Annotated in this window: 23 protein-coding genes, 3 tRNA genes and 1 pseudogene; 19 read left to right on the top strand and 8 right to left on the bottom strand. The window is 63.8% G+C overall.

The features are described 5' to 3' along the window. Positions 1 to 4: 4 nt before the first annotated feature. From larC to ACUN9V_RS07320, 5 genes and pseudogenes are all read right to left on the bottom strand, one after another. On the bottom strand, positions 5 to 1,333 hold the full coding sequence (gene larC / locus ACUN9V_RS07340; protein WP_445510912.1) for a nickel pincer cofactor biosynthesis protein LarC: 1,329 nt from the start codon (positions 1,331 to 1,333) through the stop codon (positions 5 to 7). Positions 1,334 to 1,442: 109 nt separating this feature from the next. Next, positions 1,443 to 2,105 (bottom strand): annotated as a pseudogene (gene larB / locus ACUN9V_RS07335) (nickel pincer cofactor biosynthesis protein LarB); the annotation flags it as partial. 22 nt (positions 2,106 to 2,127) lie between these two features. Next, positions 2,128 to 3,036: an ATP-dependent sacrificial sulfur transferase LarE gene (gene larE / locus ACUN9V_RS07330; RefSeq protein WP_445510911.1), complete on the bottom strand. Its 909-nt coding sequence runs from the start codon at positions 3,034 to 3,036 to the stop codon at positions 2,128 to 2,130. 87 nt (positions 3,037 to 3,123) lie between these two features. Then, positions 3,124 to 4,386, bottom strand: a complete 1,263-nt coding sequence (larA, locus tag ACUN9V_RS07325; RefSeq protein ID WP_445510910.1) for a nickel-dependent lactate racemase — start codon at positions 4,384 to 4,386, stop codon at positions 3,124 to 3,126. A gap of 82 nt (positions 4,387 to 4,468) precedes the next feature. Then, positions 4,469 to 5,593 carry a 2-keto-3-deoxygluconate permease gene (locus tag ACUN9V_RS07320; protein ID WP_075562243.1) on the bottom strand — a complete coding sequence of 375 codons (1,125 nt, stop codon included), beginning with the start codon at positions 5,591 to 5,593 and terminating at the stop codon, positions 4,469 to 4,471. 215 nt (positions 5,594 to 5,808) lie between these two features. On the opposite strand from ACUN9V_RS07320, the gene ACUN9V_RS07315 reads away from it, so the two are divergent. The 13 genes from ACUN9V_RS07315 (at position 5,809) to ACUN9V_RS07255 (ending at position 15,772) form a co-directional block, all read left to right on the top strand. Further along, positions 5,809 to 7,725, top strand: a complete 1,917-nt coding sequence (locus ACUN9V_RS07315) for a DEAD/DEAH box helicase family protein (RefSeq protein ID WP_445510909.1) — start codon at positions 5,809 to 5,811, stop codon at positions 7,723 to 7,725. Between the two features lie 103 nt (positions 7,726 to 7,828). Continuing rightward, positions 7,829 to 7,906, top strand: a complete 78-nt coding sequence (gene pqqA, locus ACUN9V_RS07310; protein ID WP_075569317.1) for a pyrroloquinoline quinone precursor peptide PqqA — start codon at positions 7,829 to 7,831, stop codon at positions 7,904 to 7,906. Further along, positions 7,903 to 8,838 carry a pyrroloquinoline quinone biosynthesis protein PqqB gene (gene pqqB, locus ACUN9V_RS07305; protein WP_445510908.1) on the top strand — a complete coding sequence of 312 codons (936 nt, stop codon included), beginning with the start codon at positions 7,903 to 7,905 and terminating at the stop codon, positions 8,836 to 8,838. Before pqqA ends, pqqB begins: the two co-directional genes overlap by 4 nt. Further along, a complete protein-coding gene (gene pqqC / locus ACUN9V_RS07300) occupies positions 8,832 to 9,659 on the top strand; it encodes a pyrroloquinoline-quinone synthase PqqC (protein ID WP_445510907.1) in 828 nt (275 codons plus the stop codon). Before pqqB ends, pqqC begins: the two co-directional genes overlap by 7 nt. Beyond that, complete coding sequence (gene pqqD, locus ACUN9V_RS07295; RefSeq protein ID WP_445510906.1) at positions 9,656 to 9,976, top strand: pyrroloquinoline quinone biosynthesis peptide chaperone PqqD; 321 nt, start codon at positions 9,656 to 9,658, stop codon at positions 9,974 to 9,976. The genes pqqC and pqqD overlap by 4 nt, the downstream gene beginning before the upstream one ends. Next, the gene (gene pqqE / locus ACUN9V_RS07290; protein WP_445510905.1) at positions 9,973 to 11,097 is read left to right on the top strand and encodes a pyrroloquinoline quinone biosynthesis protein PqqE; all 1,125 of its coding nucleotides are present in this window, start codon (positions 9,973 to 9,975) and stop codon (positions 11,095 to 11,097) included. The genes pqqD and pqqE overlap by 4 nt, the downstream gene beginning before the upstream one ends. Positions 11,098 to 11,210: 113 nt before the next feature. Then, positions 11,211 to 12,137 carry a segregation and condensation protein A gene (locus ACUN9V_RS07285; protein WP_445510904.1) on the top strand — a complete coding sequence of 309 codons (927 nt, stop codon included), beginning with the start codon at positions 11,211 to 11,213 and terminating at the stop codon, positions 12,135 to 12,137. Further along, positions 12,134 to 13,060: an SMC-Scp complex subunit ScpB gene (scpB, locus tag ACUN9V_RS07280; RefSeq protein WP_445510903.1), complete on the top strand. Its 927-nt coding sequence runs from the start codon at positions 12,134 to 12,136 to the stop codon at positions 13,058 to 13,060. Before ACUN9V_RS07285 ends, scpB begins: the two co-directional genes overlap by 4 nt. Positions 13,061 to 13,140: 80 nt before the next feature. Continuing rightward, on the top strand, positions 13,141 to 14,007 hold the full coding sequence (gene rluB / locus ACUN9V_RS07275) for a 23S rRNA pseudouridine(2605) synthase RluB (protein ID WP_445510902.1): 867 nt from the start codon (positions 13,141 to 13,143) through the stop codon (positions 14,005 to 14,007). Between the two features lie 87 nt (positions 14,008 to 14,094). After that, positions 14,095 to 14,170, top strand: a tRNA-Lys gene (locus tag ACUN9V_RS07270). Between the two features lie 52 nt (positions 14,171 to 14,222). Next, positions 14,223 to 14,298, top strand: a tRNA-Lys gene (locus ACUN9V_RS07265). 59 nt (positions 14,299 to 14,357) lie between these two features. Beyond that, positions 14,358 to 14,433: transfer RNA gene (locus tag ACUN9V_RS07260), tRNA-Lys, on the top strand. 88 nt (positions 14,434 to 14,521) lie between these two features. After that, positions 14,522 to 15,772, top strand: a complete 1,251-nt coding sequence (locus ACUN9V_RS07255; RefSeq protein ID WP_445510901.1) for a serine hydrolase domain-containing protein — start codon at positions 14,522 to 14,524, stop codon at positions 15,770 to 15,772. 69 nt (positions 15,773 to 15,841) lie between these two features. On the opposite strand, the gene ACUN9V_RS07250 is transcribed toward ACUN9V_RS07255, so the two are convergent. Beyond that, positions 15,842 to 17,305, bottom strand: coding sequence for a M48 family metalloprotease (locus ACUN9V_RS07250; protein ID WP_445510900.1), 1,464 nt, complete (start codon positions 17,303 to 17,305; stop codon positions 15,842 to 15,844). A gap of 353 nt (positions 17,306 to 17,658) precedes the next feature. On the opposite strand from ACUN9V_RS07250, the gene ACUN9V_RS07245 reads away from it, so the two are divergent. Both ACUN9V_RS07245 and ACUN9V_RS07240 read left to right on the top strand, forming a co-directional pair. Then, positions 17,659 to 17,910 (top strand): sulfurtransferase TusA family protein, encoded by a 252-nt coding sequence (locus ACUN9V_RS07245; protein ID WP_445510899.1) that lies wholly within the window; start codon positions 17,659 to 17,661, stop codon positions 17,908 to 17,910. Then, on the top strand, positions 17,907 to 18,992 hold the full coding sequence (locus tag ACUN9V_RS07240) for an AI-2E family transporter (protein ID WP_445510898.1): 1,086 nt from the start codon (positions 17,907 to 17,909) through the stop codon (positions 18,990 to 18,992). The genes ACUN9V_RS07245 and ACUN9V_RS07240 overlap by 4 nt, the downstream gene beginning before the upstream one ends. 14 nt (positions 18,993 to 19,006) lie before the next feature. Here ACUN9V_RS07240 and ACUN9V_RS07235 read toward each other — a convergent pair whose 3' ends face one another. Next, positions 19,007 to 19,480: a peroxiredoxin gene (locus ACUN9V_RS07235; RefSeq protein WP_110691584.1), complete on the bottom strand. Its 474-nt coding sequence runs from the start codon at positions 19,478 to 19,480 to the stop codon at positions 19,007 to 19,009. 320 nt (positions 19,481 to 19,800) lie between these two features. Between ACUN9V_RS07235 and dapA the strand changes: the two genes are divergently transcribed. From dapA to purC, 4 genes are all read left to right on the top strand, one after another. Next, positions 19,801 to 20,685, top strand: a complete 885-nt coding sequence (dapA, locus tag ACUN9V_RS07230; protein WP_445510897.1) for a 4-hydroxy-tetrahydrodipicolinate synthase — start codon at positions 19,801 to 19,803, stop codon at positions 20,683 to 20,685. A 77-nt stretch (positions 20,686 to 20,762) separates the two neighbouring features. Further along, on the top strand, positions 20,763 to 21,716 hold the full coding sequence (bamC, locus tag ACUN9V_RS07225) for an outer membrane protein assembly factor BamC (protein ID WP_445510896.1): 954 nt from the start codon (positions 20,763 to 20,765) through the stop codon (positions 21,714 to 21,716). After that, positions 21,716 to 22,567 (top strand): MBL fold metallo-hydrolase, encoded by an 852-nt coding sequence (locus ACUN9V_RS07220; protein WP_445510895.1) that lies wholly within the window; start codon positions 21,716 to 21,718, stop codon positions 22,565 to 22,567. The genes bamC and ACUN9V_RS07220 overlap by 1 nt, the downstream gene beginning before the upstream one ends. A gap of 94 nt (positions 22,568 to 22,661) precedes the next feature. After that, the gene (purC, locus tag ACUN9V_RS07215; protein WP_445510894.1) at positions 22,662 to 23,372 is read left to right on the top strand and encodes a phosphoribosylaminoimidazolesuccinocarboxamide synthase; all 711 of its coding nucleotides are present in this window, start codon (positions 22,662 to 22,664) and stop codon (positions 23,370 to 23,372) included. Between the two features lie 126 nt (positions 23,373 to 23,498). On the opposite strand, the gene ACUN9V_RS07210 is transcribed toward purC, so the two are convergent. Further along, positions 23,499 to 24,080: a peptidylprolyl isomerase gene (locus ACUN9V_RS07210; protein WP_445510893.1), complete on the bottom strand. Its 582-nt coding sequence runs from the start codon at positions 24,078 to 24,080 to the stop codon at positions 23,499 to 23,501. Positions 24,081 to 24,149 lie beyond the last annotated feature (69 nt).

The raw sequence follows: 24,149 nt of genomic DNA, 5'->3' as shown, positions 1-24,149 counted from the left end.
CAGATCAGGGTTCCAGCGCCGGACTGCCAGAATCGCCGCGCAGGGCGTAGGCTTCCAGCACGCGGGCATGGACATCGGCGAGAGGGTGGTCGTGCTCCAGGGCGAGGCGATGGATGTCTTCATATTCCGGAGCCACCCGGATATCGCGGCCGTCGAGGCTGCCGATCTTGACCTTGACCTCGCCCCATTCGGTCTCGACGATCTCGATACGGCGATCCAGAATTCGCCGGCTGGATTCATGACGGCGCACGCCGAAGGTCGATGTGTGCAGGAGCAAGAGTCGCTCCAGGGCATCCGCTCGCGGCCACGGGGCCAATACCGTGATCAGCGTTCCGGGGCGGGATTTTTTCATCATCACTGGGGTATAGAACACATCCAGTGCCTGGGCTTCCAGCAATAGCCCCATCAAATGCCCCAACTGCTCGCCGGTGACGTCGTCAAGCTGGCACTCCAGGACACCGATCGACTCTCGCGGTTCGTCATCGTGGGCGGTCGTGGACGATCTTTTGGCCTCGAACAGAACGCCGCGCAGGACATTAGGATGGGCCGAGTCGCGGTTGCCGGCGCCGTAGCCGATCCGCAGCGGTACCCCGGCCGGCAATCCGCCGAAGCGCTCGACCAGGACGCCGAGAAAGGCGGCGCCGGTGGGCGTGGTCAGTTCGCCCGGCGCATCGAAATCCGACAGCGGCACCCCCTTGAGCAGCTCCAAAGTGGCCGGCGCGGGAATCGGAAAGCGGCCATGAGCGATATCGATGATGCCGTGTCCCACCGGCACCGGCGAGGCGCTGATCCGATCGATATCGAGCAGCTCGAGCGCCAGGCAGACGCCGATGATGTCGATGATCGAGTCCATCGCCCCCACTTCGTGCAGGTGGACCTCGCCGGGATCGATGCCGTGGATTCGCCCCTCGGCCTCGGCAATCGCGGTGAAGAGCGCCGTCGCCCGATGTCTGGCCCGGTTCGGGAGGTCGGCGGCCGCGATCATCGTCAGAATATCGCCGGCACGGCGATGACCATGGGTGTGCTTGTGCTCGTGATGGTCATGACCGTGGCCGTTATCGTGATCGGCGTCGTGATGATCGTGATGGGAATGATCGTCGTGATAAGAGCCGTGAACATGGCCATACGGATCGGCGATGTCGAGATCGATCGTCAGCAGGCGGGCCCGAATCCCGCAGCGATCTACCGGCCGGGTGCCGAGTTCGAAAGGGTCGATCGGCAGCCGACGTAACGCGGTGGCGATCTGGTCCAGATCGGCACCCAGATCCACCAGCGCAGCCAGCAGCATGTCGCCGGCGATGCCGAAAGTGCAGTCGATATGAAGCGTCTTCATGAGCTGCGGAGCCCTGTTGAGGCGGATTCGGGGGGGGGGGCTCGGCGGCGGCTGCCGAACTCTCGAAGCTGGCGGGTCGCGGATCGGGGCCCCGCTCGAGCAGCGACAGAATGCTGGCCGCCTGCCAGGCGGCGCCGAAGCCGTTGTCGATATTGACCACGCTCATGCCGGTGGCGCATGCCGACAGCATGCCGAGCAGGGCGGTGACGCCCTGCAGGCTGGCGCCGTAACCCACCGAGGTGGGTACCGCGATCACCGGATTGCGCACCAGCCCGGTGATCACGCTGGGTAGCGCGCCTTCCATGCCGGCAATCACGATCAGCACGTCCGCCCGGGTCAGGGCTTCACGATGCGCCAGCAGGCGATCGATGCCGGCGACGCCGACGTCGTTGAGCCGGGCGACGTCGGTGCCCAGCCACTCGAGGGTACCCGCGGCTTCCTCGGCCACGGGCAGGTCCGAGGTGCCGGCGCAGATCACTGCCACGGTGCCGGGGAGACGCTTCGGCGAGGCACCCCACGAAAGCAAACGACTCATCGGATCGTAGTGGCCGTGGGGATGATCCTGAAGCACGCGTTCGGCGCGCTCGGCATCGAGTCGGGTGACCAGCGCTCGCTGGTGACGATCGATCAGGCGGGCGACGATGGCGCTGATCTGATCGGCCTGCTTGCCCTCGCCGAACACGATTTCGGGGACGCCGTTGCGAGCTTCGCGAGCGTGATCGACGCGGGCGAACCCGAGATCGGAAATGGGTCGGTCTGGGCGTTCGGTCATGCCATATCCTGTCGAGCCGAATTCAAGGCAGCAGTCGATTCATGCTGCCGCTGCGGTAGCCGGCCAGATCCAGCGTCACCCAGGCGTATCCTAGCGCCGTGAGTTCCGCGACCAGCCGGTCGTGATGTTCGAGTACCGTCGCCATGTCCTGAGGTTCGACTTCGATCCGCGCCAGTTCGCCGTGATGGCGCACGCGGAGCTGGCCGATGTTCAGGGCTCTGACGCGGCGCTCGGCTTCGGCGATCCGCTCGAGCTTCCCCAGCGTGATGCGCTCGCCGTAGGCGACCCGCGATGACAGACACGCCAGCGAGGGCTTGTTCCAGGTCGGCAACCCCATCGCCTGGGAGAGTTCTCGGATCTCGGCCTTGTACAGGCCGACTTCATGCAGCGGGCCGCGCACGCCATACTCGCGGGCGGCCTGGGTGCCCGGGCGATGCTCGCCGTCGTCGTCGGCGATCAGACCGAAGACGATATTATGGAATCCGGCGTCGACCATGATCGGCGCCAGATGGGTGAACAGGCCGGATTTGCAGTAGTAGCAGCGGTTGGCGTCGTTCTCGGCGTAGCCGGGAATGGCGATCTCCGAGGTCTCGATGACCCGATGCGGCGCCTCCAGACGCCGGGCCAGTTCGCGGGCGGCCTCGAGTTCCTCGAACGGATAGGATTCTGAATCGGCGGTGACCGCCAGCACGCGTTCCCGGCCCAGCGTCTCCAGCGCGATGGCCAGCAGGAAGGTGCTGTCGACGCCACCGGAGAACGCCACCACGACATCGCCCATCTCGCGAAGCACGTGACGCAGGCGTTCCAGCTTGGCCTCGAGTTCGGCGCCCTGGGCCACGTCGGCGGTCAGCGACACGCCAGGCAGACGCGACGGCGCCGCTGCGTCCATGCTCAAGGCATCGATTCGTTCGGTTCGAGCCATCGAAGTCATGGGTTCTCTCCCGTCGTGTGTTCGTCGATCGGCAGATCAGTCATCGGCGTAGCTCGATCATCCACGTAGTTCAGTCATCGACATAGCTCAGTCATCGACATAAGGCACGGTCAACGGGCCCAGCGGCATCACGGCGATAGTCATCTCGTCGCCATAGCGTGCCTTCAACGACTGCAGCGCCTCGGCGATGTCGTGCACCGGCTGCATCAGTGCGGCGCGCGCCTGGGTGTCGCTCAGCGTCGAGTAGAGCATCACATCGGCCCAGCTCTGGATGACCGCCTGCTTCTGCACCTGCCACTGATCGAGCATGGCGAATTCGGGATCCTCGATCATCTCGAGCAGCGCCTGGGGCGAATCGGCCATGGCCAGAATCTCGGCGAACTTGCCGTGATCGGGAATGCCGTCCGAGCACTCGCAGGCCATCAGGATCGTGCCGCCGCGCTTGACGATCTTGTGCGCGGCACTCATGCCCTTGACCGCCTGATAGAGATTCTGGTCCAGCGGGTAGCCGGAATTGCCGGTGATCACCACGTCGAAGCGCCGATCGGCTTTCACCATCGCGTGCTCGAGCTCATGTTCGCAACCCTGACGGTGCGCCTCGGTCAGGTCGCCGGCAAACACCCGGGTAATCGCCTTGTCGCGATTGAGCGTGACGTTGAGCATGAAATGCGGCGGACACAGCGCGTTGATCTCGCGGGTCATCGCCTGCAGCGGATTGTCGGCGATGTTGCCCCAGGTCGATCGCGGATCGCCGATCATGCGGGCATTGTGGAAGGTCATGATCGTCTCGAGACCGGCGATACCCGGCATCACGCCCTTGGGCCCGCCGGAGAAACCGGCGAAGAAGTGCGGTTCGATGAAACCGGTCACGATACGAAAATCGGCCTCGACCCAGCGCCGGTTGAGCCACGAGGGGCAGCCGAAGCTGTTGTCGCCGACGTTGACCAGTTCGTCGTAGTTGTCGCAGTGGTTGTTGATGATCTCGATGTGATCCACCACCCAGTCGCCCAGCATGCCGCGGAGCTCCTCGACCGTCTGGTCGCGGTGGGTGCCGGTGCCGTTGATGATGACGAAATTCTCGTGCGGCACGTGATCGAGCGTTTCGATCAGCAGCGGTACCAGCAGATGATTGGGCGTCGGGCGGGTGATGTCGCTGATCACGATGGCGACGCGATCGCTGGCCTTGACCATCTCCTTGAGCGGCGGGGTACCGATCGGCGAAGAGAGTGCTTCGCGAACGCCGGCTTCGGGATTCTCCATCCCATGCTGCGTCGTCGGTTCGACGACGAAAGTGTCGTCCGGCAGGTCGAGTGCCAGCTCACCCTTGCCGTAGAGCAGAGAGATTTTCATGAAGGCTCCAGGATGGCGGCGCTTGCGCGCCGCCGGATGATGTCATTCGTCTCAGCATGCCACGATACGGCAGCGGCGTCGCTCAACCGTCGCGGGCGACACCGAGATCCTCGTCGACACGGGATTGCGGCTCGTCCTCGAGGGTGCCTTCGATGCCGCGTCTCTTCTGCCAGCGATCGACCAGCATCACGGCGATCGGCCCCAGGATGGCGGTCGTCAGCGTGGCGATCGATATCTGCGACGTCGCGATGTTGACCAGGTCGTGATAACTCTGCGCTTCGGCCGCGCTCATCATCCCCGAGTTGGCGGCAACGGCTGCCGCGGCGGCGATGGCAGCCGGCGTGCCGGCGGCGTTGCCCGCTGTGGTCGCTTCGGAAACCGGCGCGATGACGCTGGGTTCGCGGAACAGCCGGAAGACCAGAATGCCGACGCCGCCGGTGAGTACGGTAGTCATGACGCCCAGCAGCAGGCCGGCACCCACCACCTCGGGATTGAAGAACGCCGCCAGGTTCATGTTCGCGCCCAGCGCAAAGGCGAAGAACGGGACCGGCAGAATTTCGCCGGGCTTGAGGAAGGCGCGAATATCGCGGTCGATATTGCCCAGCAGCATGCCCAGCGCGATCGGCAGCAGCACCGCAATGAAAGCGATCACCGGGAACTGGGAACCCAGCAGGCCCAGCGACATCAGGGTGAAGAACGGACCATCGTTGAGCGACAGGATCGCCACCGCGCCGGTATCGGAGCGGTTGCCGTACTGGCTGGTGAGTGCCGCGTACATGCCGCCGTTGCCGTTGGTCATGGCGGCGATGATCGCTACCGTCGAAAGACCCAGCAGGCCATCGATCGGGTCGAACATCAGCCCCAGCCCCACGCCCACCGCCAGACCGGTCAGGTATTTGGCGGTGACCAGCAGGGCGCCTTTCTTGAGTGCCTTGCCGCCCACGCGCAGGTTCATCTGGCTACCGGAGCAGAACAGGAACAGCGCGATCAGCACCAGCGCTCCATCCTTGAACAGCTCCTGGGAGAAGCCGCCGATGCGCAGGAATTCGTACTGGCCGCTATCGGTCTGCCCGGCACCCAGCCACTGCAGAATGGCGGTGATCCAGGAGAGATGGAGCTGATCGATGGTGTTGAGCGCGGCACCGAAAATGAGGGGGACCACCATCAGGCCCCCGGGGACCTTCTGGATCGTGGCGAGCAGTTTCATGGAGTTGGCTCCCGTGCGCCATGCGTGGCGAGTGGTTCACTAGCGGTTAGTGATCGAAACGATTGCTAATTTGATCGAATCGATCATTTTTCACAATTCCACTAAAGGCGTAGATGAAAGAATTCCTCCGGCCTCACCCTGATGATGCGGCTGGCTATTGGAATGACGCTCCCGGGGCGTTCCTTCGGTCGCGCGATCTGAGTAACATGCCGGCCATGCTCAAATCCTCCTCGGACAGCGCTGTCCCCCGGCTTCGCCCCTACCAGATCCAGGCCGTCGACAATGTCATCGCTCACTTCCGGGGCAGTGACGATCCGGCCGTGGTGGTGTTGCCGACGGGAAGCGGCAAATCGCTGGTCATCGCGGAGCTGGCGCGGCGGGCCCGTGGCCGGGTGCTGGTGCTGGCCCACGTGCGCGAGCTGGTCGAGCAGAATCACGCCAAGTATCTCGCTTACGGGCTCGAAGCGGATATCTTCAGCGCAGGCCTGGGCCGCAAGGAGAGCGGGCGCCAGGTGGTGTTCGGTTCGGTGCAGTCGGTGGTCAACGGTCTGGATGATTTCGCCACCGGCGAGTTCACACTGCTGGTGATCGACGAGTGCCACCGCGTCTCTCTCGCCCGCGATAGCGGGGACGAGCGCCAGGCGGCAGCCTCGGGAAAAGCGGGCCAGCGGGCCGTCTCCACCTACGAGAAGGTGATCGCGCGGCTTCGCGAGGCGCGGCCCAACCTCAAGGTGCTGGGGCTCACGGCAACGCCGTATCGGCTTGGCGAGGGCTTCCTCTATCACCGCCACTATCACGGCATGGTGAAAGGGCCGGAGAACACGTTCTTTCGCGACTGCGTATTCGAGCAGCCGCTGCGCGTGATGGTGCGTCAGGGGTATCTCGCCGAACCTAGGCGCATCGACGGCGCCATGGCCTTCTACGATTTCTCGCGCCTGACCCCACAGCGCAACGGCCAGTTTGCCGAGCGCGATCTCAACGGCGTGGTTCAGGGCAATCGTGCCACGCCGCAGATCATTGATGACGTGATCCAGCGCGCCCACGATCGTCAGGGCGTGATGATCTTCGCGGCCACCGTGGCGCACGCCGAAGAGGTGCGGGAGCTGCTGCCCGCGCCCGAGAGTGCGCTGATTACCGGAGCGACGCCGGGCCCGGAGCGAGAGCGACTGATCGCGGCGTTCAAGGCCCGCGAGCTCAAGTATCTGGTCAACGTGGCGGTATTGACGACCGGTTTTGATGCGCCACACGTGGACGTGATCGCCATTCTGCGCCCGACCGAATCCGTGGGGCTCTATCAGCAGATCGTCGGGCGGGGATTGCGGCTCTCGCCGGGCAAGACCGACTGCCTGATTCTCGACTACGCCGGCAACCCGTGGGAGCTCTATGCGCCGGAGATCGCCCAGACGCGCCCGGACGGCGAGAGCGAGCCGGTGCAGGTCGAGTGCCCCGAATGCGGCTTCGCCAACACCTTCTGGGGCAAGCGTGACGGCGACTTCGTGATCGAGCATCACGGTCGGCGCTGTCAGGGGCTTCTTTTCACACGCGGCCAAAGCCCCGCGAAAAGCGGAAGGTCAAACCCGGGGAAGGAGGTCGATGCTGGCGCGGGGTCGGGCGCCGTGGAGAGTCGACATCAATGCACGTTCCGTTTTCGCTTCAAGGTGTGCGAGCAGTGCGGCGGCGAGAACGATATCGCCGCACGCTCCTGCGGGCACTGCGGCGAGCGCCTGGTCGATCCCGACGACAAGCTGCGCGATGCGCTTAAGTTGCGTCATGCCAGGGTGTTGCGGGTCAGTGGCATGCAACTGGCGGCAACCACCAACGGCCGCGGCGTACCGCGGCTCAAGGTGACCTACCATGACGAGGATGGCGAGACGCTGGACGAGTGGTTCGGGCTGGAGACGCCGGCACAGCAGCATGTGTTCGAGCGGGTCTTCCTGCGCCACCATCTGCGCGCGCCGGCCAGCGGCTGGCGACCGCAATCTGCCGAGCAGGCAGCGGCGGAGGCGTATCGATTACGCGCGCCGGATTTCGTCATCGGCCGCAAGAGCGGTCGCCACTGGCGGGTCGACGAGAAACTGTTCGACTATGTCGGTCGCTACCGCAAGGCGGATGGCGCCGGCATCGACGGTTAAAAGTTTACTTGCTAAGTAAATTCTTGGGATAAACCGCGACGATTGGCTAATATGGAGTAGCGTTCATCCGAGCGTGATCGACAATCGACCTCAGGAGCTCCCCATGAGCTGGACGACCCCGGAAGTGAAGGAAATCTGCGTCGGTATGGAAATCAACGACTACATGCCCGCTGAATTTTGAGCCATCAGCAAGACACGCGCGGCGGTGCTGCTCTGCAGCTGCGCGTACTGGGGGCGGCCGCCGGTGGCGGCTCGCCTCAGTGGAACTGCCGCTGCGACGTGTGCCGTCTGGTCTGGGAAGGCGATCCGCGCGTGACGCCGCGAACCCAATCCTCGATTGCCGTCAGCGTTGACGGTCAGAACTGGGCGCTGATCAACTGCGCGCCCGATATCCTCAAACAGATTCAACAGACGCCGGCACTGCATCCGCGCGTGGGCCGACGGCATACGCCGATCGCCAGCGTGCTGCTGACCAATGCCGACGTCGATCATATCGGCGGGCTGCTCAATCTCCGCGAAAGCTCGCCGTTTCGGCTGCTGGCGACGCCGATGATCCAGGACGTGCTGCGTGGCAGCCCGATCTTCGATGTGCTGAACCCCGATTACGTCAGCCGCGAATCGATCGCCCTGGATCAACCCTTCACGCTGCTCGACGGCCTGCAGGCTCGGCTGTTCGCGGTGCCGGGCAAGACCGCACTCTTTCTGGAGGGCGATCAGGTCGAGATTGGTGTCGAAGGCGAAAGCACGGTTGGCGTCGAGCTGATCAGCGGCGACAGGCGCGCCTACTATATTCCCGGCTGCGCCGCGATGACGCCGACACTCGCGGCGCGTCTCGACGGTGCCGATCTGCTGCTGTTCGATGGCACCCTGTGGCGCGACGATGAAATGGTGCGCGCGGGCGTCGGTCACAAGACCGGAAATCGCATGGGCCATATGTCGATGTCCGGCGCCGAGGGCAGTATCGCAGCGCTGGCGGAACTCTCGCTGGGCAAGCGCGTCTTCGTCCATATCAACAACACCAATCCGGTGTTGATCGCGGATTCCTCCGAGCGTCAGGCGGCCGAGCGCGCCGGCTGGGAGATCGCCCATGACGGCATGGAGCTCTCTTGCTGAATTTCGAAAACCATCCTGACCTCGTCGAGCCGTTGAGCATGGAGGCGTTGGAAGCCCGGCTGCGCGAGGTCGGCGAGACCCGCTACCATCATCGTCATCCGTTCCAGTTGATGCTCCAGAACGGTGAGCTCGACAAGCGTCAGGTCCAGGCCTGGGCGCTCAACCGCTACTACTATCAGGCGATGATCCCGATCAAGGACGCCTCGCTGATGGCGAGGCTCGACGACCCCGATCTGCGTCGAACCTGGCGTTCGCGACTGGTCGATCATGACGGCGAAGCCGCGGGCGAGGGCGGGATCGAGCGCTGGCTCAAGCTGACCGACGGCCTGGATTTACCCCGTGAACTCGTCGTTTCGACCCGCGGCATCCTGCCGGCGACGCGTTTTGCCGTCGAAGCTTATACCCACTTCGTGCGCGATCGGACGCTACTCGAGGCGATCGCCTCGTCGCTGACCGAGCTGTTCTCGCCCATGGTGATCGGCCAGCGCGTGCGCGGCATGCTCGAACACTACGATTTTGTCTCCCGCGAGACGCTCGCCTACTTCGAGCCGCGGCTGACCCAGGCGCCGCGGGATGCCGAGATGGCGCTCGACTACGTCAAACTCCACGCCAAGCGCGCCGACCAGCAGCAGGCGGTGATCGATGCGCTGCGCTTTAAGTGCAGCGTGCTGTGGGCGATGCTCGATGCGCTGCAGCACGCCTATGTCGGTTCCGGCTCGAATCCAGCGGGCCAGGTGCCGCCGGGCGCCTGGGGCAGTGGCGTCGAAGGGCAGGAGATCGATGGTGACGGCCTGGGTGGCCGAGGGAGAATTGCCCGATGAGTGCCGACACCCCTATCAACGACGACGCTGGCGGCGTGCCGACGCTCCAAGAGCACGACGTGGTCAAGATTCCGCGCGGCGTGCGGCTGCGCGAGGACAAGGCCCGCGGCGGCTGGGTGCTGCTGGCGCCGGAACGGGTGTTCCAGCTCGATCCCGTTGCTCAGCAGGTGCTCACCCGCGTCGATGGCGAGCGTGACATCGCCGCCATCGTCGACGATCTGGCTGAAACCTTCGCGGCGCCCCGCGAGCGCATACTCGTCGACGTGCGGGCGATGCTCGCCGATCTGATCACCAAGAACGTCTTGGAAGTGACATGAATACCCAGCCGGAAGCGCGACAGTCGCCCTCGATGCAGCCACCCCCCATCGGCATGCTGGCGGAATTGACCCACCGCTGCCCGCTGCAGTGCCCGTATTGCTCCAACCCGGTCGAACTGACCCGCAAGCGCGAGGAACTCGAGACCGAGACCTGGCAGCGGGTCTTTGCCGAGGCGGCCGAGCTCGGCGTACTGCAGGTGCATCTCTCCGGTGGCGAGCCGGCATTGCGCCAGGATCTGGAAGCGCTGGTGGCGAGCTGTGCCGAACACGGTCTCTACTCCAACCTGATCACCGCAGGCGTCAATATCAGCCGGGCGCGGCTCGAAGCGCTGGCGGATGCCGGGCTCGATCACGTGCAACTCTCGGTGCAGGGTGCGACCGCGGAGGTCAACGATCATATCGCCAACCTGCCCGGCGCCTTCGACAAGAAGCTCGCCTTCGCTCGGGAAGTGACCGACGTCGGACTGCCGTTGACGCTCAACAGCGTGATCCATCGTGCCAACCTGCATCAGATCCCTGACCTGGTCGAACTGGCGCTGGAGCTGGGCGCGCGTCGTCTCGAGATCGCCCATGCCCAGTACTACGGTTGGGCGCTGAAGAATCGGGGCGCGCTGATGCCGCCGCGGGAGCAGGTGATGGAAGCGCTCGATCTGGTCGAGGCTGCCCGCGCACGGTTGAAGGGCAAGCTGGTGATCGACGCCGTGGTGCCGGACTACTACGCGCGCCTGCCCAAGCCGTGCATGAATGGCTGGGGCCGACAGTCGCTCAACGTCACGCCCGCTGGCAAGGTGTTGCCGTGTCACGCTGCCGAGACCATTCCCGGACTCGAGTTCTGGAACGTGCGCGAGCACGCGCTGGGCGATATCTGGCAGTCGAGCCCGGCGTTCAACGCCTACCGCGGCACCGACTGGATGCCGGAGACCTGCCAGAGCTGCGATCGGCGTGAGATCGACTGGGGCGGCTGCCGCTGCCAGGCCCTGATGCTGACCGGCGACGCCGCCCAGATGGATCCGGTCTGCGAGCTATCGCCCTATCACGACGACATCCAGACGCTGGCGATCATTGATTCGAGCCGAGACGACGAATTTACCTATCGCCGATTTGCGCGCCAGCCTGCCTGAGAGCCAACGATGGCGGCGTGACCCTCGCCGTTCGGTCGACGTCGTGCCGATAGGCCAGCGTCGCCTGCCTTGTTAGACTGCTGTCACTATTCAGCAGTGATCCGGGAGGCGGCGTGAGCGTTATCGAATCCGAACGACCCGATGCCGCCGAGGCGTCGCCTGCCGGTCAGCTGCCGCTGGAGTTCGTGGCCCGGGTCAATGGCGAAGGCCTGACCGAGCTGCCGCAGGATCTCTACATTCCGCCGGAAGCGCTCAAGGTCTTTCTCGAGACCTTCGAAGGCCCGCTCGATCTGCTGCTCTATCTGATACGGCGCCAGAATCTCGATATCCTCGCCATCAACGTCGCCGCCATCACCCACCAGTACGTCGAGTACGTGGACCTGATGCAGGCGATGGAGATCGATCTCGCCGGCGAGTATCTGGTGATGGCCGCGATGCTCGCGGAGATCAAATCGCGTTCTCTACTGCCGCGGCCGCCCAAGGGCGATGACGAGGACGACGAGGAAGATCCGCGAGCCCAGCTGATTCGCCGGTTGCAGGAGTACGAACAGCTCAAGCTGTCTGCCGAGGAACTCGATACCCTGCCGCGCATGGGCCGCGACTGGCATCCGGCGCAGGCGGCATTGCCTGAGCTCGAGCGGCGCGTGATTCATCCGGACGTATCGCTGAACGATCTGCTGGGCGCGCTCGGCGGCATGCTCAAGCGGGCCGATCTGCGTCAGTCCCATCGGATCAGTCGTGAAGTGCTCTCGACCCGCGAGCGGATGCTCTCGATCATGGCCAAGCTGAACGCCGATCGTTTCACGCCGTTCGAGGCGCTGTTCGAGCTTTCCGAGGGGCGCGCCGGGGTCATCGTGACCTTCATGGCGATTCTCGAATTAGCGCGTGAGTCGATGATCGAAATCGTGCAGAATGCGCCGCTCTCGCCGATCTACCTGCGTGCCCGGCTGGCGCTGGAAGAGGGTATCGCCGATGCTGCTCCAAAGAGCGGTATCGTTGGACCTGACATTCTCGACAGTGAAGGCGAGACCAAGGCATGAACCGCCTGACCGACTCCTACATTTCTTCAGTCGTGACGCCGGCGCTGGACGAAATTCTCGAAGCCGTGTTGCTGGCCGCGGGCGAGCCGGTCTCGTTGGAGCGGCTCGAGGCGTTGTTCGATGACGGCTTGCTCGACTCCGGACAGCCGCCGTCCCGCGCCGCGCTTCGCGAGTCGCTGAACAAGCTGTCCGAGCGATTGGCGGCCGGCGGTGCGCTGGAGCTCGGCGAGTCGGTTTCGGGTTATCAGCTGCGGATTCGTCAGCGCTACTCGCCCTGGGTGTCGCGGCTGTGGGATGAAAAGCCTCAACGATACTCCCGGGCGCTGCTCGAGACGCTGGCGCTGATTGCCTATCGTCAGCCGGTCACCCGCGGCGATATCGAGGAGGTGCGCGGCGTGGCCGTCAGCAGCTCGATCATGCGGACCTTGGTCGAACGCGGCTGGATTCGCGTCGTGGGTCATCGCGACGTGCCGGGGCGACCGGCGGTCTACGCCACCACCCGGTCGTTTCTCGACGATCTGGGGTTGAGTACGCTGGAGTCGTTGCCGCCGATGCATGAACTCAAGCCGCTCGAGACGTTCGAAACGGGCATGCATGAGCCGTTTGCGGATGTACCTGATGTCGACGTACCTGATGTCGGTGCGTCCGATGTCGATACGGCCGGCGAGACGCCATCGCTCGACGCAGAAGACGCCGCGGAAGCGGTGGTGGAATCAGAAGATACCGATTTATCGGCAGCGCCGGGTGAAGGTGACACAGATGAGCCCGACAATGACGAACACGCCGAGATGGCGTCCCCCGGCGAGTCGCTGAGTTTTGCCGAGCTCGAAGTGCGACTGGCCGAACGTGCCCGGAAGCGTCAGGCCGAAGAGGCGGAGTCGAACTCCTCCCCAGCGGACGACGATTCGGACACGGACACCTGAGGATCGCCACTACCGACCATGCTGCCTGACGGGCAGGCGGTCACCGGTGATTCCTCGAGCCGATGAGGCAACGAAATATCATGACCGAGATCAACACCGAAAAACTGCAGAAAGTGCTGGCCCGGGCCGGCTATGGCTCGCGCCGGGAAATGGAAACGGCGATCAGCGCCGGCCGTGTCAAGGTCAACAGCCAGGTCGCCAAGCTCGGCGATCGGGTGGGCGCGCGCGATCGTGTCGCGCTCGACGACCGCTTGATCAGCCTGCGTGCCGTGGAAGAAGTCCCGCGCCGGGTGATCATGTACAACAAGCCGGAAGGCGAGCTGTGCACGCGCAAGGATCCGGAAGGGCGGCGGACCGTGTTCGAACGCCTGCCGCGGCTGAAAGGCGAGCGCTGGATCGCGATCGGTCGCCTGGACATCAATACCAGCGGCCTGCTGCTGTTCACCACCGATGGCGAGCTGGCCAACCGATTGATGCACCCCTCGCACCAGATCGAACGCGAATACGCGGTCCGCGTAATGGGTGAGGTCAAGCGCGAGCACGTGGTCAATATGGTCGAAGGGGTGATGCTCGAAGACGGCCCGGCGCGTTTTTCCGACGTGCAGGAGTTCGGCGGCGAAGGCATCAATAGCTGGTTCCACGTGGTGATCATGGAAGGGCGCAATCGAGAAGTGCGTCGTCTGTGGGAATCCCAGGGCCTAACCGTCAGCCGCCTGAAACGCGTTCGTTACGGCAATATCTTCCTCGACAAGCGGGCCAAGGCCGGCGAGTGGACCGAGATGACCCAGGACGAGATCGACGAGCTGTCGACGATGGCCGGGCTCGAGCCGCGCAAGGTACCGGAACTGACGCCGGACGAGAAAAATCGCTGGAGCCGCGACAAGAACAAGCGGCGCCCGGTGACGGCGATGAAGAAACCGCGCCGTCCGCGGCGTGAAGACTCCTGATTCCCGCGTCGTGACCAGCGCCTCGGGGCGGGAAAAAATACTTGCCTGCTCCGAGGGTTATGAGTAATATGTGCGCCCAGTCGGGAAGGGTCGTTAGCTCAGTTGGTAGAGCAGTTGGCTTTTAACCAATTGGTCGTAGGTTCGAATCCTACACGACCCACCACTTTCCGACGGGTCGATGCTTTTGTGGCAAGCGCCATTGATCAGAAGCGCATGGGTCGTTAGCTCAGTTGGTAGAGCAGTTGGCTTTTAACCAATTGGTCGTAGGTTCGAATCCTACACGACCCACCATCGATCTCTTCCTCGCCTTCATGGCACCGATTCGGCACTCCCCGCCGGTCGTACGTTCTGGGTCGTTAGCTCAGTTGGTAGAGCAGTTGGCTTTTAACCAATTGGTCGTAGGTTCGAATCCTACACGACCCACCATCTCGTTTTTTCCTGTCATTGCCGCCAAACCGATGCGCGTTTCCGTACGCCTGTGTTACTGATTGAGGATTCCCTCAGGAGACCTCTCATGGCGTCCCGTTCATTCCGGCCCGATTGTTCCAGTCCATCACGCCCATCTCGATCCGAACCGCGCCGGTCGGCCACTGATTACCGTCATGCCAACGAACCTGTCGGCAGCGTCGAGCAGATCTACGGGGGCCAGCTGGTCCCGGATCTGGCGGTCAGCACTTTCCGCAATATCGATCGGCTGTTTCCTTCCCGGGTCATTGCAGCCGGCAAACGACCTCGCCCGCTGCCGCCGATCTCGCGGAACCTCGAGGGGTGGGTGGCCACGGTTAACGGTGAGCCTTACGACCTTTACGACTACCTCGCGTTGAACAATGTCACCGGGCTTCTGGTCCTGCACCGGGGCAACGTCCTGTTTGAGACCTATCAGCGGGGCAATGCGCCGGATACGCGCTGGATGTCGATGTCGGTCGCCAAGTCCGTCTGCTCGACGCTGGCCGGCATGGCGATTCGGGACGGACTGATCCCCGAGGGGTTGGGGGCTCGGGTGGTCGACTACGTGCCGCTGTTGAAGGGAAGTGCCTACGATGGCGTGAGCCTGCGCGATCTGCTGATGATGGCCTCGGGAGTTGCCTGGAACGAGACCTATACCGATCCCGAGTCCGATCGACGCTCGCTGCTCAGGGCGCAGGTTGCCCAGGCGCCGGGCGGGGCGATGGCCGTGATGGCGGCGCTGCCTCGGGCTGCCGAACCGGGCCGGGTTCACAATTACAGTACCGGGGAAACCCAGATTCTCGCCGAACTCGTCCACGCGGCTGTCAATCGACCCTTGGCCGACTATCTGTCGGAAAAGCTCTGGCAGCCCTTTGGTATGGAAAGCGACGCCACCTGGTGGCTGGAATCCGCCGGCGGCATCGAGGTCGGTGGAAGCGGTATTGGCGCCACATTGAGAGACTACGCCCGTTTCGGCCAGTTCATGCTCGAGGGCGGGAAGGTCGACGGCGAGCCGCTGCTGCCCGACGGATGGATGGCCGAGGCCACGCGGCCCACCACGCTCGCCGATGGCGAACTTGTGGACTACGGCTTCATGTGGTGGACGGCATGGACGCCGCCCTCGCGAAAGGATCGCGCCTACGCGGCAAGAGGTATCCACGGCCAGCTCGTCTACATCAACCCGGCTCATGACATCGTGATCGCTCAGAACGCCGCTGCCCCCAAGCCGAAAGGCAGGATAGTGATCGATCCGATGGCGTTCTTCGATGCCCTTGTCGCGCACCTGGATCGCCGGCCCGGGGCGGCCAGTTCGAGTTGATGTAGCGGTTTCCGCCTTTCAGGCGGGGCGGTCGAGCGGCGGGACGGGCGCTTGCCCTGGGCTGACGAATCAGAAGTTCCGCATGGTCTCGCGATACCCCAGAAAATCCTTGCGCCGCTGCTCGATGCGGCTGGCCATGGCGTAGTCGCCGCTCTGCTTGGCGACCTTCTCGGCGGAGTCGATCTGACGGATGGCGGTGTCGATGTTGCCTTGAAGCTGGAGCTGCTCGGCGCGCGCCAGCTGGCCCCAGGCATCCCGACCGCTGCGCCCGGCGGCTTCGGACAGCAGGCCGAACACGTCGGGGTCCTCCGGGTACTGCTCGCTCATGTCGCGTAGTACGTCGAAAGCCTGCGACGGAGAGGTCTGGACCAACGTCTGAGCCTGGACCCATTGCGCCGGGTAGTAGCCGGGAGAAATTCGCAGAATGCGTTGCGCCCGGGTCAGCGCCTCCTCTCGGCGGTCGGCGTCGTAGGCAATCTGGGCGGCAGTCGCCGGAATCATCGACAGGTCAGGATACTGCTTCGCCAGCGTGTCGAGCGTCGCCAGCGCCGCGTCCGTGCGCGACTGTCGCGCATCGGTCAGTGCCTGGAGATAGCTGACGGCGGCGGCCGGCGGGTCGTCCTGCTTCAGTACCGTCATGGCCTGAGTCGGGTTGCCCTGGTTGAGCATCGCCAGCGCCCGGCCCCGGATCATGGCGTAGGTCGGGTCGTCGTGGTGGGGCGGCGAGGTCAGCTGATCGGCTCGGGCCTGGGTGTCGCTGATGCGCGATTCGGTCACCGGGTGGGTCAGCAGGAACTCCGGCGGATTGCCGCCCTGAAGAGAGGCGAGCTTCTGCAGCGTCCGGAACATTTCCGGCATCGCCTGCGGGTCGTATCCGGCCTTGGCCATGGCGCTGAGACCGACGCGATCGGCTTCCTGCTCGAAGCGCCGGGAGTAGGCCAGCTGATCCTGAATGAACGCGGCCTGAGTGCCCATCATGGCGGCGATTCCGGCACCGCCGCCGCCGCCCGCCGCGAAGATCATCCCCGCCAGCATCGCCGCCATGGTCGGCAGCTGCGTCTCCTCCACCCGAGCCATGCGTCGCGCATAGTGGCGCTGAGCCAGGTGGCCCAGCTCGTGGGCCAGTACCGAGGCGAACTCATCCTCGTTGGGCGCGGTGGTGAACAGGCCGGCATTGACCCCGACAACGCCGCCGGGCACGGCAAACGCATTCAACAGGCGGCTGTCGACCAGCGTGACCACGAGTCGTTCGTCGACGCCGCTGTAGGGCACCAGCTTGGCCAGCATCGAACGTACATAGGTCTGGGTGATCGGATCATGCCAGGGGTCGGTCTGGGCGCGGAACTGGCGAAGCCAGGCCCGGCCCAGGCGATATTCGTCATTGGTGGTGACGGCGACGCTGGTACTGCCGAGATCCGGAAGCTGATAGCCTTGTTCGGCCTGCGCAACCGGGGGCACGCCGGCCAGGGTTGCGGAGAGCAGCGAGACGGCCAACAATTGCCGTTTGAATGATGTCAGTCGTTGGTTGGTCATGCTGACGGTGTCGGTCCTCATTCGGGCAGAAGCTCAGGTCAGGCAGAAGCTCAGGTCAGGCAGAAGCTCAAGTGTGACCAAAAAATAAGCGCGGGCAAATCGGCGCCACCCCGGGAGACGATACAGGCAAAAGCCTCGGTGCGGACAAAGACTCTACAAGGGCCGCCATTCGACGTGGGCGAAAGCCACGCTGACCGCCAGCGGTCTGGGTTATCATGCCTTCGACCACGGCCAGGCACAGAGGTTGCCTGGACGTTTTCCCAAAGTCAGCGAGCGATGCAGCGGCCCGGTGGCAGGCTAACCAACTTTCGATTCATCTATCAATTCATTGCCCATCAACTCCGGGATTCGTCATGTCTCAAGCGCCCGATTGCCGACTGGATGCCTCCGGTTTGCGCTGTCCACTTCCATTGCTCAAGGCCAAACAGACGCTAGCCGGCATGCAGGCCGGGCAACTGCTCGAGGTGATCGCCACCGACGCGGGTTCATGGCGCGATTTCGAAAGCTTCGTCGAGCATAGTCGGCATACGCTGATCGAGCGTGAGGAGGCGGAGGGCGTGTATCGCTACTGGTTACGCAAGGCCGATGGAGAAGCGCTGGCATGAGTTTGAAAGGCATTCTGCGTCACTGGTTCGAGCGTTACCTTTCCGACGAGGAAGCCATCGTCCTGCTGGCGCTGTTGATCGGCGGTTTTGCCGTCGTCATCTGGCTAGGCGGCGCCCTGGCACCGTTCTTCACGGCACTGGTCGTCGCTTTCCTGCTGCAGGGCGTGGTGTCCTGGCTGGAACGTAGAGGGTTGCCGCGCCTGCTGGCCGTCGGGCTGGTCTTCCTGCTGTTCGTGGGGGCGCTGTTGGCGCTGGCATTGATCGTCATGCCGCTGGTCTGGAATCAGCTGGTCGAGCTGGTTCAGGAAGCCCCTCGCATGTTCGCCAGCAGCCAGCTCTGGCTGGGCGAGATGCAGGAGAAATATCCCACCATCGTGACCCCGGATCAGATCCAGGGCTGGATCGCCACGGCGGGCCAGCAGGCCTCCCAGCTCGGTCAGCGCGCGCTGACCTTCTCGCTGGCGTCGCTGGGCAATCTGATGGCGGTCATCATCTATCTGGTACTGGTGCCGATCCTGGTCTTCTTCATGCTCAAGGATCGCGAGCGGCTGGTCGATTTTCTGCTCTCGATGCTGCCGGGCAAGCGCACGCTGATGACCCGCATCTGGGAAGAGATGGATGATCAGATCGCCAACTACGTCCGCGGCAAGACCATCGAGATCATCATCGTCGGCAGCGTGGCGTTCATCGTCTTCTGGGGCTTCGGTCTACCCTACGCGGCGCTGCTGGGGCTGATGGTGGGGCTGTCGGTGCTGGTGCCTTACATCGGCGCCGCGGTGGCCACGCTGCCGGTCGCCGCGGTGGCGGGATTCCACTTCGGGGTTGGCGACCAGTTCCTATACGTGCTGGTCGCTTACGCCATCTTGCAGGCGCTGGACGGCAACGTACTGGTACCGATCCTGTTTTCGGAAGCGGTCAACCTGCATCCGGTGTCGATCATCCTGGCGGTGCTTTTCTTCGGCGGACTCTGGGGCTTCTGGGGCGTGTTCTTCGCGATCCCCCTGGCAACGCTGATCAAGGCGCTGGTACAGGCCTGGCCACGAGGCGAATCGGGCCAGACCCTGCTGACGGAAGATCGCTGAGGCGAGGCGAGCGTCTACTCGGCGTTGAGTTCGCGCGCCGCTTCGAGCACTTCGTCGACGTGGCCGGGGACCTTGACGCCGCGCCACTCACGGGCCAGTTTGCCGTCGGCGTCGATCAGGAAGGTGCTGCGTTCGACGCCCAGGTGCTCCTTGCCGTACAGCTTCTTGAGCTTGATCACGTCGAACTGGCGGCAGATGGCCTCGTCACGATCCGAGAGCAACTCGAACGGAAAGCCCTGCTTGGCCTTGAAGTTCTCGTGGGACTTGAGGCCGTCCCGCGAAACCCCGAAGACGACCGTGTTGGCATTTTCGAACTCGCTGATCCGGTCGCGAAAATCGCCGCCCTCGGTGGTGCAGCCGGGGGTGCTGTCCTTGGGATAGAAGTAGATCACGACCTGCTTGCCGCGATAGTCGCCGAGCCGAAACGGGGTGTCGCCGGTGGCTTCGGCGGAGAAGTCGTCGACGGGCTGTCCAACGCTGAGTGTCATGGGTTGCTCCGAAACCGGGAAGTGAATGCCGAACGATAGCCGATCCTGGCGGTCAATGCCTGGTCATCGTTGCCGTGGTGTCGTGATCGGCCGCAGGCCAATCTGGCCGGTAGCCGGCTTGGCGGCTGTACACGCCGGGGCTGCCTGAGTACCATCTGGGGGTTGCAGGATCGGGCCTGGGCAGGCGCCACGAGCGTTGCATGAGGCGCGCCATGAGCCGGACACGGGCGATTCGTCTGGCCGGTGTTCGATTTCTGGTCATTCGATCCCGATGAGACAAGCGGCCGGCCGCCATCCGGCCTCAAAGAGAGAGCTGCAAGATGATCACAGGCAGTATCGTTGCCATGGCGACGCCGATGAAAGCCAGTGGCGAGATCGATTGGGAGGCGCTGCGTCGCCTCGTGAACTTCCATCTCGACCATGGCACTGACGCCATCGTTGCCGCCGGCACCACCGGCGAGCCCACCACCATGTCGTTCGCCGAGCATTTCGACGTCATTCGCACGGTGGTCGAAGAGGTCAACGGTCGGATTCCGGTCATCGCCGGCACCGGCGCCAACAACACGGCCGAGGCGGTCGAGCTGGCACGTTATGCCAGTGAAGTCGGTGCGGACTGCTGTCTGTCGGTGGCGCCCTATTACAACAAGCCGACCCAGGAAGGCTTGTATCAGCATTTCAAGGCGGTTGCCGAAGCGAGCGAGCTGCCGATCATTCTCTACAACGTCCCCGGGCGGACCTGCTCCGATATCTATAACGAGACGGTCTTCCGGCTGGCGGAACTCGAGCGGATCGTCGGCCTGAAGGATGCCACCGGCAACCTCGAGCGTGCCGAGGAGCTGATCGATCGGCTCAAAGGCAGCGATTTCGCGCTCTACTCCGGCGACGATCCTACTGCCTGCGACTTCATGTTGATGGGCGGCCACGGTGATATCTCCGTCACCGCCAACGTGGCGCCGCAGGCGATGCACGATCTGTGTGTCGCGGCGACCAGCAGTCAGCGTGAAAAAGCCCACCAGATCAATGCGCGTCTGGCGCCATTGCATACGGCGCTGGGGATCGAATCCAATCCGATTCCCGTCAAGTGGGGCCTCAACCGCATGGGTTACGCCGACACCGGCATTCGTCTGCCGCTGACCTGGCTGTCCGAACGCTATCACGGCAATGTCGGCGAAGCGCTGCAGCTCGCGGGTATCAACATCAAGTGAACCTGCCGACGTGGATCGAATCGCCAGGGTTCGTACAGAGCCTAATCAGCCCATTGCTTCGAATTAAAGGTGGATGCATGAAGCCCATCCTCAAATGGATGCCTCTAATGTTGTGCTCGTCGCTGGCCCTGTCCGGCTGCGGTCTGTTTCAGGACGGTTATTACTACGACCGCAACGACGAGTACCAGAACGCCAAGATGGCCAAGCCGCTGGATCTACCGGATTCACGCAATCGGGTTCTCTATCAGGACTCGATGCCGGTTCCCCAGGCCGACAGCGACTTTTCGGCGGCGGATGCGGTGGATGATGCGCCGCGCCCGCAGCCGTTGGCTTCAGGCCAGGGCGACGAGCAGGCCTATGTCGAAATGCGCGAGGCCGGGAGCGAGCGCTGGCTGCTGGTCGACGCCGCGCCGGCCAGCGTCTGGCCGCGGCTGCAAGGGTTTGCCGTCGATCACGGCGTCCAGCCGACCGCGATCAACGCCGGCAGTGGTCGCATCGAGACGGCACAGGGCAGCTTGAGTCTGCGTCAGGGCCTGCGTAGCGGTACCAGCGAAGTGCGTTGCGATATCGGCAGCAGCACCCAGTGCCTGAGTTCGGTCCAGGCCTATCTCGAGAATAACCATACGGCGGACAGCGGCGTGTCGCTGGCCGCGCAGCCACTCGATCAGAGCGAACGCGTCAAGCTGCGCAATCGTGACGGCGGCTGGGAGCTCGATCTGGCGCTGGATAGCGAGCGCGCCTGGTCCGAGCTCTATTATCAGCTGCAGAACGGTTTCGACGATGATCGCCTGACGCTCACCGACCAGAATCGCACTGCCGGTCAATTCTTCGTCGACTATCTCCCGCTGAACGCCGAAGGCGGTGGTTGGTTCGACTGGTTCGGCAGCGATCCGAAACCCGAACACTATCGTCTGCAGCTCGACTCGACCGCCGGCAACTCCGTGGTAACGGTTGCCGATGCCGAGGGTCAGCCGGTGGCGTCGGCTGCGGCACGGGAGCTGCTCGACGCGATCGCGTCCACGTTGCGCTGATGTCGTCGCGTTCCACGCCCGGCTTGCATGCGTCAGCCGGGCTCGGCTCACCAGGGGCGAGCTCACCGGGGCCCGGCTCTGGACCCGGATTAAGCTTTGCCTCGCTGGGCAGCGGCAGCAAGGGCAACGCGACGCTGGTCAGCGACGGCGAGACCCTGGTGCTGGTGGACTGCGGGTTCGGGATGCGCGAGGCGGAACGACGTCTCGCGCGGCTCGGTGTCCATCCGCGCCAGCTGGCGGCCGTACTGGTGACTCACGAGCACAGCGATCACATCACCGGTGTCGGCGCGCTCGCCCGGCGTCATCAGCTGCCGGTCTATCTCAGCGCCGGCAGCTGGCTTTCCGGCAAGCTGGGCGACGTCCCCAGGCATCATCTGCTGGTGCCGCAGGGGCGTTTCGCCATCGGCGGGCTGGAGATCGATCCGGTCACCGTTCCCCACGACGCCCGGGAGCCGATCCAGTTCTGCTTTCGGGCCCACGGCCGGCGTCTCGGCGTGCTGACCGATCTTGGCCATCCGACGTCGCACGTGGTGGATGCCTTCAGCGGCTGCGATGCGCTGTTTCTCGAATGCAATCACGACCCGCGGATGCTGGCCGAAGGTCCGTATCCGCCCCATTTGAAGCGCCGCGTCGCCGGTCGGTGGGGTCATCTGGCCAACGGTCAAGCGGCAGATCTGTTGCGCCAGTTGGGACTCGATCGCCTGCAACGGATTGTCTGCTCGCACCTGTCGGCGCAAAATAATCACCCCGAGCGGGTGCTGGAGGCGCTGGTGCCGCTGCTCGACGGCGATGAATCGCGACTGCTGGTCTCGGCCCAGGATCGCGGCATCGACTGGCAGCAGGTGGCATGACGTTGTCATCAAACCGTCCAGATACCACATCCTGCCTCACCCCTAAACCTCACGAACCTGCTGCCCCGAAGGGCCGCGACGCGGAGACAGCCCCATGCAAAAACGCGATCTTCTCTATGCCGGCAAGGCCAAGTCGGTCTATCTGAGCGACGACCCGCAGCGGCTTGTCCTGCACTTTCGCGATGACACCAGTGCCTTCGACGGCAAGAAGAAAGAGGCGCTCGAGCGCAAGGGGCTGGTCAACAACAAGTTCAACGCCTTCATCATGGAGAAGCTCCAGGCGTCGGGCATCCCCACCCATTTCGAGCAGCTGCTGTCCGACACGGAATGCGTGGTCAAGAAGATGGAGATGATCCCGGTCGAGTGCGTGGTGCGTAATCTCGCCGCCGGTGGCCTGGTCCGTCGTCTCGGCGTCGAGGAGGGCATCGCCCTGAATCCGCCGACTTTCGAGCTGTTTCTGAAAAACGACGACAAGGGCGACCCGATGATCAACGAGTCGCTGGCCGAAACCTTCGGCTGGGCGACGCCCGCGCAGCTTTCGACCATGAAATCGCTGACGTTCCAGGTCAACGACGTGCTCAAGCAGCTGTTTCTCGATGGCGGCATGCTGCTGGTCGATTACAAGCTCGAGTTCGGCGTCTTCGACGGCGAGATCGTGCTGGGCGACGAGTTCTCGCCGGACGGTTGCCGGCTGTGGGACGCCGAGACCCGGGAAAAGCTGGACAAGGACCGCTTCCGCCAGGGATTGGGCGGCGTGATCGAGGCCTATGAAGAGGTGGGGCGGCGTCTCGGCATGACTTTCTGATCGATCCGGACTCTTCGGAGCCACGGACGACGAAGCGCCCCCGATAGCCTGGCTATCCGGGGGCGTTTCACGTAGAGAGTACCGAGACTGATACCAAGAGCACCGATAGTTAGCGCGCCGATCGGTTCAGTCGATGCGCTCGGCGCCTTCGATGGTGATCGGGGTCTTGGGCACGTCGGCGTGCGGCCCTTGGCGTCCGGTGGGTGTACCGGCAATCTTGTCGACGACGTCCATGCCCGAGACCACATGACCGAATACCGTGTAGCCTGGGTTGTAGAGATCGCGGTAGTTCAACGCGCCGTTGTCGACCAGATTGATGAAGAACTGACTGGTCGCCGAATCCGGGTTGGCGGTACGTGCCATGGCAAGGGTGCCGCGGGTGTTGTCGATTCCGCTCTTCTCCAGCGCAATCGGCGCATGGGTCTCTTTCTGCTCGAGATCCGCCGTCATGCCGCCGCCCTGGATCATGAAATCCTGCATGACACGGTGGAAGATCGTACCGGCGTAGAAATCTTCATCGACATAGCGCAGGAAGTTCGCCACCGTCTTGGGTGCCGCCTCGGGATCGAGTTCGACCTCGATGTCGCCCTGGCTCGTCTCCAGACGCACGTGCGGATGATCGGCATCGGCGAGAGCCGGCAAGGAGAACAGGGTCAGGGCGGACAGGCAAAAGAGAATCAGCGACTGTCGCAGCGAAGGCACTCTCATCAACACACTCCCGTCATTCATCGAAGCTCGCCAGCCTAGCGGGATCGATACTCGCTGACCAGTGCCGGA

The organism is Salinicola sp. V024 (assembly GCF_052645315.1).
The sequence above is the reverse complement of the archived record's forward strand: the minus strand, read 5'-3'. Positions and strand labels throughout refer to the sequence as shown.

Excerpts from the sequence above, each read along its gene's own strand:
- ACUN9V_RS07240 (WP_445510898.1), top strand. The coding sequence starts at position 17,907 with ATGAGTTTGAAAGGCATTCTGCGTCACTGGTTCGAGCGTTACCTTTCC.
- dapA (WP_445510897.1), top strand. The coding sequence starts at position 19,801 with ATGATCACAGGCAGTATCGTTGCCATGGCGACGCCGATGAAAGCCAGT.
- bamC (WP_445510896.1), top strand. The coding sequence starts at position 20,763 with ATGAAGCCCATCCTCAAATGGATGCCTCTAATGTTGTGCTCGTCGCTG.
- rluB (WP_445510902.1), top strand. The coding sequence starts at position 13,141 with ATGACCGAGATCAACACCGAAAAACTGCAGAAAGTGCTGGCCCGGGCC.
- pqqE (WP_445510905.1), top strand. The coding sequence starts at position 9,973 with ATGAATACCCAGCCGGAAGCGCGACAGTCGCCCTCGATGCAGCCACCC.
- ACUN9V_RS07210 (WP_445510893.1), bottom strand. The coding sequence starts at position 24,080 with ATGAGAGTGCCTTCGCTGCGACAGTCGCTGATTCTCTTTTGCCTGTCC.
- pqqD (WP_445510906.1), top strand. The coding sequence starts at position 9,656 with ATGAGTGCCGACACCCCTATCAACGACGACGCTGGCGGCGTGCCGACG.
- larE (WP_445510911.1), bottom strand. The coding sequence starts at position 3,036 with ATGACTTCGATGGCTCGAACCGAACGAATCGATGCCTTGAGCATGGAC.
- ACUN9V_RS07220 (WP_445510895.1), top strand. The coding sequence starts at position 21,716 with ATGTCGTCGCGTTCCACGCCCGGCTTGCATGCGTCAGCCGGGCTCGGC.
- ACUN9V_RS07245 (WP_445510899.1), top strand. The coding sequence starts at position 17,659 with ATGTCTCAAGCGCCCGATTGCCGACTGGATGCCTCCGGTTTGCGCTGT.
- ACUN9V_RS07250 (WP_445510900.1), bottom strand. The coding sequence starts at position 17,305 with ATGACCAACCAACGACTGACATCATTCAAACGGCAATTGTTGGCCGTC.
- larA (WP_445510910.1), bottom strand. The coding sequence starts at position 4,386 with ATGAAAATCTCTCTGCTCTACGGCAAGGGTGAGCTGGCACTCGACCTG.
- ACUN9V_RS07315 (WP_445510909.1), top strand. The coding sequence starts at position 5,809 with ATGCTCAAATCCTCCTCGGACAGCGCTGTCCCCCGGCTTCGCCCCTAC.
- ACUN9V_RS07235 (WP_110691584.1), bottom strand. The coding sequence starts at position 19,480 with ATGACACTCAGCGTTGGACAGCCCGTCGACGACTTCTCCGCCGAAGCC.
- ACUN9V_RS07320 (WP_075562243.1), bottom strand. The coding sequence starts at position 5,593 with ATGAAACTGCTCGCCACGATCCAGAAGGTCCCCGGGGGCCTGATGGTG.
- purC (WP_445510894.1), top strand. The coding sequence starts at position 22,662 with ATGCAAAAACGCGATCTTCTCTATGCCGGCAAGGCCAAGTCGGTCTAT.
- pqqA (WP_075569317.1), top strand. The coding sequence starts at position 7,829 with ATGAGCTGGACGACCCCGGAAGTGAAGGAAATCTGCGTCGGTATGGAA.
- ACUN9V_RS07255 (WP_445510901.1), top strand. The coding sequence starts at position 14,522 with ATGGCGTCCCGTTCATTCCGGCCCGATTGTTCCAGTCCATCACGCCCA.
- larC (WP_445510912.1), bottom strand. The coding sequence starts at position 1,333 with ATGAAGACGCTTCATATCGACTGCACTTTCGGCATCGCCGGCGACATG.
- scpB (WP_445510903.1), top strand. The coding sequence starts at position 12,134 with ATGAACCGCCTGACCGACTCCTACATTTCTTCAGTCGTGACGCCGGCG.